This window comes from Acetobacter sp. DmW_043, assembly GCF_002153485.1.
GTDB lineage: Bacteria > Pseudomonadota > Alphaproteobacteria > Acetobacterales > Acetobacteraceae > Acetobacter > Acetobacter thailandicus.
This window is the reverse complement of the sequence record NZ_JOMN01000069.1, coordinates 1-417: the sequence shown is the minus strand read 5'-3', so window position 1 is coordinate 417 and position 417 is coordinate 1. Positions and strand designations below refer to the sequence as shown.

Annotated in this window: 1 protein-coding gene; it reads left to right on the top strand. The window is 51.8% G+C overall.

Going from position 1 to position 417, the window contains the following annotated elements; genetic code table 11:
* A partial coding sequence (locus HK11_RS11640) for a transposase (protein WP_198943264.1) occupies positions 1–417 on the top strand: 417 nt, incomplete at both ends.

The following is a 417-nucleotide window of genomic DNA, read 5'->3' as shown; positions in this document are numbered from 1 at the left end:
CTTGCGTGGCTGGTTCATGAGCGTGGCATAGAACCTCACATTCCGGTCTTCGACAAATCTGCTCGACAGGACGGGACTTTCGAACGCCGAGACTTCACATATGACCACGTGCGCGATCTTTACGTCTGTCCTGGAGGACAGCAACTGAAGCAGCAGTGGCGCAAGATCAACTCGGATCAACCAAATGCCCCTCCCGACAACCTACTTCGATACCGTTCGTCGAAACTGGCGTGCGACGTATGCACTCTCAAACCAAAATGCTGCCCTAATCAGCCCAATCGTAAGGTTCTGCGCTCTATTCATGAAGGCGCTCGTGATATGGCCCGCGACATTGCTTTAACCGACGCCTATATTATCTCCAGACGAGAACGAAAGAAGGTCGAAATGCTGTTTGCTCACCTCAAGCGCATTTTGAAG